The 10,773-nt window shown below is 74.4% G+C and carries 13 protein-coding genes and 1 pseudogene; 10 read left to right on the top strand and 4 right to left on the bottom strand.

Translation table 11 applies throughout. The annotated features are described in order from the left end of the window. The 5 genes from KBX37_RS31625 to cobA form a co-directional block, all read left to right on the top strand. Positions 1–337, top strand: a 337-nt coding sequence (locus KBX37_RS31625; protein ID WP_247659374.1) for an SAM-dependent methyltransferase, incomplete at its 5' end; no start/stop codon positions are given. Continuing rightward, a complete protein-coding gene (locus KBX37_RS31620) occupies positions 325–516 on the top strand; it encodes a 4Fe-4S binding protein (protein ID WP_210779511.1) in 192 nt (63 codons plus the stop codon). The genes KBX37_RS31625 and KBX37_RS31620, both read left to right, overlap by 13 nt. After that, positions 513–1,598 (top strand): HoxN/HupN/NixA family nickel/cobalt transporter, encoded by a 1,086-nt coding sequence (locus KBX37_RS31615; protein WP_247659373.1) that lies wholly within the window; start codon positions 513–515, stop codon positions 1,596–1,598. Before KBX37_RS31620 ends, KBX37_RS31615 begins: the two co-directional genes overlap by 4 nt. Continuing rightward, a complete protein-coding gene (locus KBX37_RS31610) occupies positions 1,595–2,191 on the top strand; it encodes a precorrin-8X methylmutase (RefSeq protein ID WP_210779509.1) in 597 nt (198 codons plus the stop codon). The genes KBX37_RS31615 and KBX37_RS31610 overlap by 4 nt, the downstream gene beginning before the upstream one ends. Beyond that, positions 2,188–3,870: a uroporphyrinogen-III C-methyltransferase gene (cobA, locus tag KBX37_RS31605; RefSeq protein WP_210779508.1), complete on the top strand. Its 1,683-nt coding sequence runs from the start codon at positions 2,188–2,190 to the stop codon at positions 3,868–3,870. The genes KBX37_RS31610 and cobA overlap by 4 nt, the downstream gene beginning before the upstream one ends. A 68-nt stretch (positions 3,871–3,938) precedes the next feature. Here cobA and crcB read toward each other — a convergent pair whose 3' ends face one another. After that, positions 3,939–4,301, bottom strand: a complete 363-nt coding sequence (gene crcB / locus KBX37_RS31600; protein WP_210779507.1) for a fluoride efflux transporter CrcB — start codon at positions 4,299–4,301, stop codon at positions 3,939–3,941. Continuing rightward, positions 4,298–4,777, bottom strand: a complete 480-nt coding sequence (locus KBX37_RS31595; protein WP_210779512.1) for a CrcB family protein — start codon at positions 4,775–4,777, stop codon at positions 4,298–4,300. Before KBX37_RS31595 ends, crcB begins: the two co-directional genes overlap by 4 nt. 184 nt (positions 4,778–4,961) lie before the next feature. On the opposite strand from KBX37_RS31595, the gene KBX37_RS31590 reads away from it, so the two are divergent. Beyond that, positions 4,962–5,189, top strand: a complete 228-nt coding sequence (locus KBX37_RS31590; RefSeq protein ID WP_210779506.1) for a hypothetical protein — start codon at positions 4,962–4,964, stop codon at positions 5,187–5,189. 62 nt (positions 5,190–5,251) lie between these two features. On the opposite strand, the gene KBX37_RS31585 is transcribed toward KBX37_RS31590, so the two are convergent. After that, positions 5,252–6,313: a hypothetical protein gene (locus tag KBX37_RS31585; RefSeq protein WP_210779505.1), complete on the bottom strand. Its 1,062-nt coding sequence runs from the start codon at positions 6,311–6,313 to the stop codon at positions 5,252–5,254. Positions 6,314–6,491: 178 nt separating this feature from the next. On the opposite strand from KBX37_RS31585, the gene paaK reads away from it, so the two are divergent. Genes paaK through KBX37_RS31570 form a run of 3 tightly spaced genes read left to right on the top strand, consistent with a single transcriptional unit; the run spans position 6,492 to position 8,861 of the window. Continuing rightward, positions 6,492–7,799 (top strand): phenylacetate--CoA ligase PaaK, encoded by a 1,308-nt coding sequence (paaK, locus tag KBX37_RS31580; protein WP_210779504.1) that lies wholly within the window; start codon positions 6,492–6,494, stop codon positions 7,797–7,799. Position 7,800: 1 nt separating this feature from the next. After that, complete coding sequence (gene paaI, locus KBX37_RS31575) at positions 7,801–8,229, top strand: hydroxyphenylacetyl-CoA thioesterase PaaI (RefSeq protein WP_210779503.1); 429 nt, start codon at positions 7,801–7,803, stop codon at positions 8,227–8,229. Between the two features lie 47 nt (positions 8,230–8,276). Beyond that, complete coding sequence (locus KBX37_RS31570; protein ID WP_210779502.1) at positions 8,277–8,861, top strand: dienelactone hydrolase family protein; 585 nt, start codon at positions 8,277–8,279, stop codon at positions 8,859–8,861. Positions 8,862–9,008: 147 nt separating this feature from the next. Here KBX37_RS31570 and tnpA read toward each other — a convergent pair. After that, positions 9,009–9,402 (bottom strand): annotated as a pseudogene (tnpA, locus tag KBX37_RS31565) (IS200/IS605 family transposase); the annotation flags it as partial. A 22-nt stretch (positions 9,403–9,424) separates the two neighbouring features. Between tnpA and KBX37_RS31560 the strand changes: the two are divergent. Next, positions 9,425–10,591 (top strand): RNA-guided endonuclease TnpB family protein, encoded by a 1,167-nt coding sequence (locus KBX37_RS31560; RefSeq protein WP_210779501.1) that lies wholly within the window; start codon positions 9,425–9,427, stop codon positions 10,589–10,591. Positions 10,592–10,773 lie beyond the last annotated feature (182 nt).

Raw genomic sequence — 10,773 nt, 5'->3', positions numbered from 1 at the left:
GTCCGACCTGCACCCCCCGTGGGAGGTCATCGTCCGGCGGATCACCGCCGCCGCCGAGGCCGACCTGGTGGCGCTGCTCTACAACCCGCGCAGCCGGGCCCGGGACTGGCAGCTCGGCGCGGCGCTGGAGCTGTTCGCCGCGCACCGCCCGCCGGACACCCCGGTCGGCGTGGTGCGCAACGCCAGCCGCGCCGGCGAACGGGTCCACCTGGCCACCCTGGCCACCTTCGACCCGGCCCTGGTCGACATGTACGGCGTGGTGGTCGTCGGCAGCACCCGGACCCGGCTGGTCGCCGGCCGGATGGTCACGCCCCGGGGGTACCGGTGGCGGCAGTGACCATCGGCGCCTGCCAGGGCTGCGGCGCCTGCCTGCTCACCTGCCCGACGCACGCCATCCGGCCGACCCCCGGCGGCCTCACCGTCCGCGACGACCGCTGCACCGGCTGCCTGGAGTGCCTGGAGATCTGCCCGGTGGACGCCATCCGCGCCACCGCCGAACCACGAGGAGACCGATGACTTCGACCCCGGACGCCGCCCCGCCCATCGGGCGGTGGAGCCGCGCCGAGCAGGTACGCCTCGGCGGCATCGTGTTCGCCGTCGCCGCCCTGCACGTCGCCGGCTGGAGCCTCTACCTGTACTGGAACGACCAGCCCGCGGCGGCCGGCGGGCTGGCCGGCGCCGGCGCCCTCGCGTACGCGCTCGGGGTGCGGCACGCCTTCGACGCCGACCACATCGCCGCCATCGACGACACCACCCGGCTGATGCTGCTGCGTGGCCGCCGCGCGGTCGGCGTCGGCTTCTTCTTCGCCCTCGGGCACAGCGCGGTGGTGCTGCTGCTCGCCCTGGTGATCGGGCTCGCCTCGGCCACCATGACCGACGGCGGCCTGGCCGGGGTCCGCGAGGTCGGCGCGGTGGTCGCGGCGGCCACCGCCACCGCGTTCCTGCTGCTGGTGGCGGTGCTCAACGCGGCGGTGCTGGCCGGGCTGGCGAAGCTGTGGCGGCGGCTGCGGGCCGGCGCGCTGGACGAGTCCGAACTGGACCTGCTGCTGCTCAACCGGGGCCTGGTGCACCGGATCCTCGGCTCGCGGGCCCGGTCGCTGGTGCGCTCCTCCTGGCACATGGCCCCGATCGGCTTCCTCTTCGGCCTGGGCCTGGAGACCGCCAGCGAGGTCACCCTGCTGTCGCTGTCGGCGAGCACCGCCGCCGGCGGCGGTCTGCCGGTGCTGGCCCTGCTCACCCTGCCGCTGCTCTTCGCCGCCGGGATGTCCGCCATGGACACCGCCGACAGCCTGCTGATGGCCCGCGCCTACTCGTGGGCGTACCGGCACCCGGCCCGGCGGCTCTGGTACAACCTGGCCACCACCGGGATGACCGTGCTGGTCGGCGCGTTGGTTGCCAGCGTCTACCTGGCCAGCCTGCTGGTCGACCAGTTCGGGCTGACCGCGCTGTCCGGGTACGCCGCGCTGGGCGACCACTTCGAACAGCTCGGCTACGTGGTGGTGGGGCTCTTCGGGCTGGCCTGGGGCGGCGCGGTGGTGCTGTGGAAGCTGCGCGGCCACGACCGGCGCTACGGCGGCGCGGCCGAGGAGCGGACGTGACCCGCGTCGTGCACCCCATCGAGCGGGAGTCGTACCGCATCCTGCGGGACCGGGTCGACCTGCGCCACCTGCCCCCGCTGAGCCGGGCGGTCACCGAGCGGGTGGTGCACGCCAGCGCCGACCTCGGCTACGTCACCGAGCTGGTCTGCGACGAGGGGGCGCTGGCAGGTGGGCTGGCCGCGCTGTGCGCCGGCGCGCCCATCGTGGCCGACGTCTGGATGGTCGCCGCCGGGATCACCGGGGCCGGTCGGGACATCGTCTGCCCGGTCGCCGAGCCGGCCGCCGCCGAGCTGGCCCGCGACACCGGCCTGACCCGCTCCGCGGCGGCGGTGCGCATCGCCCTGGACCGGGTCGGCGCGGGTGCCGTCTGGGTGGTCGGCTGCGCGCCGACCGCGCTGGCCGAACTGATCACGCTCGACGCGGCGCCCGCCCTGGTGGTCGGGCTGCCGGTCGGCTTCGTCGGCGCCGCCGAGAGCAAGGCGGCGCTGCGGGCCAGCGGCCTGCCCGCCGTGTCCAACGTCGGCGAGAAGGGCGGCTCGGCGGTCGCGGCCGCCGCCCTCAACGCCCTGCTGTACCAGGAGGAGGCGCCATGACCGCGCTGGTCATCGTCGGGCCCGGCACGCGCAGCGCGGCCGGGGTCGACCAGTTCACCGCGCTCGTCGACCGGGTCCGGCGGCGCGCCGCCGGCAGCGTCGGCGACGTCGAGGGTGGCTTCATCGAGCTGTCCCGCCCGCCGCTGACCGACGCGGTCGGCGCGCTGGCCGGCCGGGGTCACCGGTCGCTGGTGGCGCTGCCGCTGGTGCTCACCGCCGCCGGGCACGGCAAGGGCGACATCCCCGCCGCGCTGGCCCGCGAGCAGGGCCGCCATCCCGGCCTGACCTACCGCTACGGGCGGCCGCTCGGGCCGCACCCGCTGCTGCTCACCGCCCTGGCGGAGCGGATCGACGCCGCCCTGGCCGGGGCCGACCGGGCCGGCACCTGGGTGGCGCTGATCGGTCGGGGCTCCACCGACCCGGACGCCAACGCCGAGGTGGCTAAGGTGGCCCGGCTGCTCTGGGAGGGGCGCGGCTACGCCGGCGTCGAACCGGGCTTCGTCTCCCTGGCCGAGCCGTCCGTGCCGGCGGTGCTGGAGCGGCTGCGCCGGCTCGGCGCCCGGCGGATCGTGGTCGCCCCGTACTTCCTCTTCGCCGGGGTGCTGCCGGACCGGATCGTCGCCCGGTCGACCGAGTTCGCCGCCGCCCACCCCGACCTGGACGTGCGGGTGGCCGACCTGATCGGCGACTGCGACGCGCTGGCCGACCTGGTGCTGGAACGGCACGTCGAGGCGCTGCGCGGGGACATCCGGATGAACTGCGACACCTGCGCGTACCGGGTGCTGATGCCGGGCTTCGCCGACAAGGTGGGCCGGCCGCAGACCCCGCACGACCACCCCGACGACCCGGTGGGCGGCCACCATCACCACCACCACGACGGGCACCACCACCACGGGCACCACCAGCCCGGCCAGGACCCCGGCCTGCGCCCGGGGCAGGTCGCCGTGGTGGGCGGCGGCCCCGGCCCGGACGACCTGATCACGGTACGGGGGCGGGCGCTGCTGGACGCCGCGGACGTGGTGGTGGCCGACCGGCTGGCGCCGCAGGGCCTGCTCGCCGGGCTGCGCCCCGGGGTGCTGGTGGTCGACGCGGCGAAGGTGCCGCGCGGGCCGTCGATGGGGCAGGACACCATCAACGACACCCTGATCGCGCACGCCCGCGCCGGCCGGCGGGTGGTCCGGCTCAAGGGCGGCGACCCGTACGTCTTCGGCCGGGGCCACGAGGAGGTCCAGGCCTGCGCGGCGGCCGGGGTGCAGACGGTGCTGGTGCCCGGGGTGAGCAGCGCGGTCGCCGCGCCGGCCCTGGCCGGTGTGCCGGTCACCCACCGGGGCGTCGCGCACGAGTTCACCGTCGTCTCCGGCCACCTGCCGCCCGGGCACCCGGATTCCCTGGTCGACTGGGCGGCGCTCGGCCGGGCCCGGGGCACCCTGGTGCTGCTGATGGCGGTCGACACGGTGCAGAAGATCGCGGCGGTGCTCATCGAGCACGGCCGGGCGGCCGACACCCCGGTACTGGTGGTGCAGGACGCCGGCCAGCCGGGTCAGCGGTCGCTGTCGTCCCGGCTGGACGAGGTGGGGGAGCTGGCGGCCCGGGAGGACGTCCGGCCGCCGGCGGTCTTCGTGGTGGGCCCGGTGGTCGGGCTGCCCGGGGCTGCCCGGCCGGCCGATCCGGTTCCGTAGTCTCCGACCGGTCGCCCCGGACGGGTGGGACCGGTCGCCGTGGCCCACCCGCCGCGGCCCCGGTGGCGTCAGCCCGCCAAGGCCCGGCCCAGCGCGTAGCCGAGGGTCGCGGCGGCCAGCCCGGCGGCCACGCTGAGCAGCACGTTGGCCAACGCGTGCCGCCGGGCGCCGGCGCGGGCCAGCCGCAGGGTCTCGTAGCCGAAGGTGGACCAGGTGGTCAGCGCGCCGCAGAAGCCGGTGCCGACCAGGGCGGTGACGGCCGGCCCGGCGGGCACGGCGAGCAGCACGCCGAGCAGCAGCGAACCGGCCATGTTGACGGTGAGGGTCCCCCAGGGCAGCAGTGAGTCGTGCCGGGCCTGCACGGCCCGGTCGGTCAGGTAGCGCAGCGGCGCGCCGAGCGCCGCGCCGACGGCGATGAGCAGGACGGTCACCGGTCGGCGCCCCGGTCCAGCAGGCGGGCGGCCAGCGCGTCCCCGACCCAGACCGCCAGCAGGCCGGCGACCAGCGTCGCCGCCAGGTACGCCAGCGCGATCGGCGCCGCCCCGGCGGTGACCGCCCGCTGGGCGTCCACCACGTACGCGGAGAAGGTGGTGAACCCGCCGAGCACGCCGACGCCGAGGAACGGGCGGGCCAGCGGGGCGGCGTCGCGCCGGCCGAGCACCGCCATCAGCGCCCCGATCAGCAGGCACCCGGTCACGTTGATCCAAAAGGTCGACCACGGGAAGCCGGTGGGCGGGTGCGGCAGCGCCACCTGGACGCCCGCCCGGGCCAGCGCGCCCAGCACCCCGCCGGCGGCGACGGCGCCGAGCACGGCGGCCGGGTGTGCGCCCAGCTCGCGCCGGTCGGCGGGTACGCGCAGGTCGACGTCGGGGTCGATGCGCCGGGGTGCTGACACCTGTCCTCCTATCGGTGAACGGACCGCCGGTCGACCCCGGGCTCAGGGGCCTGACCTGCCCGACCGGGTCCACCATACGGTCGTCGGCGGTTGCGTCGATTCGCCGTGGAGTACCGCCCGCGCCGCTGCGTCGGTTTCGACTGACCGGCGTCGGGGCACAACCCGCGCGACAACGATCGTCGAGAGGGGGTTCGTGATGGCGGGAAGCAGCACCACAGCCGGCACACGCGCGGCGGGGGACGGGGAGAAGAAGGGTTCCCATGGCGGTCGCCGGCGGCCGGACGGCCCGCCGTTCCGCAAGCCCGGATGGCCGAAGGCGTACTCGTTCGCCCTGGTCACCGGCGCGTTCTTCCTCGACGAGCGCATCGAGGCCAAGCTCGACGCCCTGCTCCGGGACCGGAACCTGGACCCGCAGAACCCCTGACAGCGGCCGGGCCACGGCGGGCCCGTCCGGACCATCCGCGCGGGCCCGGCCCGTCGCGGTGATCAGTTCCCGTCGGGCAGTGGGCGGGCGGCCAGCCCACCGAGCAGCGCGCCCTCGACCGCGGTCAGCGTCACCACCCCGCTGGACACCTCCGGCGTCCAGCCGATCCCGTCCGCCAGCGCCAGCCCGGCCAGATGTCCACCCCAGACCAGTGCGGCCAGCACCGCGCCGGCGACCGGCAGCCGTAGCGCCGCGTCCGGGCCGCGTACCGCGTCCGACCGGCACAGCACCAGGTCGGCGAGGGCGGCGCCGGCGACCGCGCCGACCGCGCCCCAGGCCTGCGGCACCGGGAACTCGAACATCACCAGGGCGAACAGCGCCACCCCGGCGACCACGGCGGTGGCCGCCCCGGGCGTCGCCCGGCGGCGGTGCGACAGCAGGAACGGCACGCCGATGACCACCGTGGTGACCAGGTACGCGTCGACGCCGAGGACGGCGGCCTGCTGGGCACCGGCGGTCCCCGTCTCCCGGGTGGCGGCGGCGCTGAGGAACGCCGAGGAGTGGCCGAGCAGGATGGTGGTGGCCATCGTGCCGAGCGCCAACGACGCCACCCCGGTAGCCGCGCGCGCCCCGCCCTCCCGGCTGGCCCACCAGGAGCGCAGCGGGCTGGTCAGCAGCAGCACCGCCCCGCCGTCGAGGAGCAGGTGACTGGGGCTGAACTCGGCGTCCAGCCCGACCTCCACCCCGAGCGTCTCGTGCCACACCATGTCGGCCAGCCCGCCGGCGGCGAAGACCGCGACGCCGATCGCGCCCACCCGGTACCCTCGCGGCCAGCCGTCGCGCCACCACCGCGGCGCGCGGTCCCGACGCCGGTACGCCAGCCAGCAGATCCACCCCGCGCTGCCGGCGAAGCCGGCGTACAGCAGGCCGTGCCACGGCGTGAAGAAGCCCTCGATGGTCACGGGGAGGCTGGTGTGCGCCCACCCGTCGGCCAGCGCCCCGCCCACCAGGCACGCGCCGAGCAGGACGGCGACCAGGTCCTCCCGCCGGCTCGCCGGGGCCACCCCCGGTCGGCTGGCCGCCCGCCCGCCGATGCCCGCCGGTGCCGTGTCGGTACGCGTCATCGTCGCCACCCTCCCACGCCGTGTGCCACCCTGCGCCATTGTGCCGCTTCGCTGCGTGATCGGGCAGCAGGCTCATCGACCCTCGCCACGCTGGACGGCCGTCCGGGGCGGGGGCGTACGGTACGCAACGTCGCCTCGGCGCGGACCCGCGCCGGTACCCGCGCGCACAGGAGGCACCGTGCAGGACCGCACCCCCTCGCCGGAGGAGCTGGAACCCGTCGAACGGGTCGGCGTCGACGAGCTGCGTGCGTTGCAACTCGACCGGCTGCGCTGGTCGCTGCGGCACGCGTACGACAACGTGCCGCACTACCGACGGGCGTTCGACGCGGCCGGCGTGCACCCCGACGACTGCCGGGAACTGGCCGACCTGGCCCGGTTCCCGTTCACCGGCAAGGCGGAGCTGCGGGAGAACTACCCGTTCGGCATGTTCGCGGTGCCCCGCGAGCAGGTGGCGCGGCTGCACGCGTCCTCCGGCACCACCGGCCGGCCCACCGTGGTCGGCTACACCCGCGAGGACCTGCGTACCTGGGCGCGGCTGATGGCCCGCTCGATCCGCGCCTCCGGCGGGCGGCCCGGCGACCGGGTGCACGTGGCGTACGGCTACGGCCTGTTCACCGGCGGCCTGGGCGCCCACTACGGCGCCGAGGAGCTGGGCTGCACCGTCATCCCGGTCTCCGGCGGGATGACCGAGCGGCAGGTGCTGCTGATCCGCGACTTCCAGCCCGAGGTCATCATGGTCACCCCCAGCTACATGCTGGCCATCGTGGACGAGATGGAGCGGCAGGGCGTCGACCCGCGCGCCACCTCGCTGCGGGTCGGCATCTTCGGCGCCGAGCCGTGGACCGAGGACATGCGCCGGGAGATGGAGCAGCGCCTCGACATGCACGCGGTGGACATCTACGGCCTGTCCGAGGTGATGGGCCCGGGGGTGGCCACCGAGTGTGTGGAGACCAAGGACGGGCTGCACCTCTGGGAGGACCACTTCTATCCCGAGATCATCGACCCGGTCACCGGCGCGGTGCTGCCCGACGGCGAGCAGGGCGAGCTGGTGCTCACCTCGCTGACCAGGGAGGCGATGCCGGTGGTGCGCTACCGCACCCGCGACCTCACCCGCCTGCTGCCCGGCACCGCCCGGCCGATGCGCCGGATCGAGAAGATCACCGGCCGGACCGACGACATGATGATCGTGCGCGGGGTGAACGTCTTCCCGACCCAGATCGAGGAGCTGATCCTGCGTACCCCCGCGCTGTCGCCACACTTCCAGTGCGTGCTGGCCCGCGAGGGGCGGCTCGACACCCTGACGGTCAAGGTGGAGCGCCGCACCGGAGTCGGCGTCGAGGAGGCCGCCCGCGCCGGCCGGGCCCTGGTGGAGCAGGTGAAGAACACCATCGGGGTCAGCGTGGCGGTGCAGGTGATCGCGCCGGACGGGGTGGAGCGCTCGACGGGCAAGATGCGGCGGATCGTCGACCAGCGGCGGGTGGGCTGAGATGGCGGAAAACGGCCGGGCCGCGGCGGGGCGTACCGCCGCGCACGACATGTTCGACGCGGACGTCGCCTCCCGCGCCCTGGGCATCGAGCTGGTCTCCGCCGGTGACGGCGCCGCGGTGGCCCGGATGCGGGTGACCGCGGCCATGCTCAACGGGCACGCCATCGGCCATGGCGGCTTCGTCTTCCTGCTCGCCGACACGGCCTTCGCGCTGGCCTGCAACAGCCACGGCCCGGCCACGGTCGCCGCCGGCGGGGAGATCAGCTTCCTGCGCCCGGTGCGCGAGGGCGATCTGCTGACTGCCCGGGCCACCGAACGGACCCGCTACGGTCGCAGCGGCATCTACGACGTCACCGTCTCCCGGGGTGACGAGGTGGTCGCCGAGTTCCGGGGCCGCAGCCGGACGCTGGCCCGCGGGACCGGGGGCTGACCGCGCGGCGCGCCGCCGCTGTCGGCGGTCTCCGGCACGATGACCGGATGACACACATCGTGCTCTTCCATTCCGTGTACGGGCTCCGGCCGGCCGTGCTGGCCCAGGCCGACCGGTTGCGCGCGGCCGGGCACCGCGTCGTCACCCCCGACCTCTACGGTGAGCCGCCCACCGACACCGTGGAGGCGGGTTTCGCGCTGTTCGACAAGATCGGCCACGACGAGGTGCTGCGGCGGGGCCAGGCTGCGCTGGCCCCGTTGCCGCCCGAGACGGTGCTGGCCGGCTGGTCGATGGGCGCGGGGGTGGCCGGGGCGCTGCTGGCCGAGCGGCCCGACGCCGCCGCGCTGCTGCTCCTGCACGGCACCGGCGCCGACCCGGCCGCGGTCCGCCCCGGCCTGCCGGTGCAACTGCACCTCGCCGACCCCGACGAGTACGAGACGCCGGAGGAGGTCGCCGAGTGGCAGCGGGCGATGACCGGGGCGGGGGCGCGGCTGGAGGTGTTCCGCTACCCGGGGGCCGGGCACCTCTTCACCGACCCGGACGTGCCGGACCACGACCCGGGGGCCGCCGAGCAGACCTGGGAGCGGGTACTGACCTTCCTCGCCGGGCTGCCCGGCCCGTCGGCCGACTGACCCGGGCCGTCCACCGCGCCACGCGCGTGCCGGTCCGCCCGGTCCGCCGGCCCCACGTGCGGGGGATCGGTTCAGCAGTTGCTTTAGGCGGGAACCCCGGTTCTTCAGGGCTGAAAGGATCGCCGTTATGGAGCGGGACGTTCTGGTTTCGATGTATGCCTTGACCACGGCGAGTGGTGCGCCGCCGCAGGACGCGGCGAAGTACGACGGGACCACGCCCCACCGGTCCCGGCGCAGGTGCGGTCCGTGCTCCTGGCGCAGTCGCCGGGCCGATACGCCCTTGTGGCTGTTGACCAGTTTCGACAGTGCGACGGCCGGCGGGTAGTGCAGGAGCAGGTGTTCTTCCTCGCCGTTGAATGCGCGCAGCTCCGCGCGGAAGTCGGTGCAGACGTCGGCCATGATCTGCTGGCAGTGAGTGAGGATTGCCATCGGTGAGCGCGCCCCGCCGGTACTTCGTGGTGAAGACTAAGTGGGCATGCAGGTTGTGGACGACGGAGCGACCTCGGCGAACATCCGGCTCTGGGGTCCGTCTGGGTGACATAGGCCAGAGCTACGGTGGTCGTGTGAAGCTGGTCGTGCAGGTGAAGTTGCTGCCGACGCCCGGGCAGGCGTCGGCGTTGGAGGCGACCTTGCGCGCGTGCAACAGGGCGGCGTCCGACGTGGCGGTCGTGGCCCGGGAGACCGGGGTGTACCGGAACTACGACCTGCGTAAGCAGGTCTACGCCGGGATCAGGGCCGACTACGCCCTGGGTGCCCAGGCGGCTCAGCATGTGATCAAGAAGGTTTCCGACGCCTACGCCACGTTGAAGGCGAACTTGCGGGCTGGCAACTACGGCAAGCCCGGCTCGAAGCGGCGCCGCAGTGTCGAGACCAACCCGGTCGTGTTCCGCTGGAACGCGGCCCAGCCCTATGACGCCCGGATGCTGTCCTGGCAGGCCGATGCCCGGACTGTGTCCATCTGGAGCACGCACGGCCGGCTCAAGGGCGTCGCCTATACCGGGTCCGCCGACCAGCTCAAGGCGATCGCCACCAGCAAGACCGGCGAGTCGGACCTGATCTTCCGGGACGGCATGTGGTTCCTGTACGCCACCGTCGAGGTGGCCGAACCTGAGCTGATCGACCCGTCCGGCTTCCTCGGCGTGGACATGGGCATCGCCAACATCGCCTACGACTCCGACGGCACTGGCTACGCCGGTGACCGGCTCAACGGCTACCGTCGGCGGCAGCTGCGGCTGCGCAAGCGGTTGCAGGAGAAGGGCACTAAGTCGGCTCGGCGGCTGCTGGCCCGGCGTAACAAGAAGGAAGCGCGGCACGCCGCGAATGTGAACCACTGCATCGCCAAGACCATCGTGACCGAGGCTGTACGCACCGGTCGCGGCATCGCCGTCGAGGAACTGACGGGGATCCGCGAACGGGTCCGGCTCCGCAAGCCCCAACGGGTCACACTGCACTCGTGGTCGTTTCACCAGCTCGGCAGCTTCCTGGACTACAAGGCCCGCCGAGCAGGTGTACCGCTGGTCCAGGTCGACCCGCGGTACACCTCCCAGACGTGCCACGGCTGTGGGCACCGCGACAAGCGGAACCGGCCGGACCAGGAAACCTTCCACTGTCGGTCGTGCGGGGTCGTTGCCCACGCCGATCACAACGCGGCCCTCAACATCGCCCAGCGTGGCGTCGAGGGTTGGGGCGCAGTCAACCGTCCGCACGCGGCATCACCCTGCATCCAGTAGGGGGACTGACCTGCAAGCCTGCCCATTCATGGGCGGGGTAGTTGACGCCACCCGTCTCAGAGACCGTCGGGTAACCGGTTGAGGGCTGAGGGTTATAGCGAGACGCGCCGATTGGCGGTGCTCGACAAATAGATCATCCCCGCCATGATCGCGATGTGTGTGCAACAGAGATCGTGGCGGGG

The sequence above is a fragment of the Micromonospora sp. U56 genome (assembly GCF_018070095.1).
GTDB classification, from domain to species: Bacteria; Actinomycetota; Actinomycetes; order Mycobacteriales; family Micromonosporaceae; genus Micromonospora; species Micromonospora purpureochromogenes.
The sequence above is the reverse complement of the archived record's forward strand: the minus strand, read 5'-3'. Positions and strand labels throughout refer to the sequence as shown.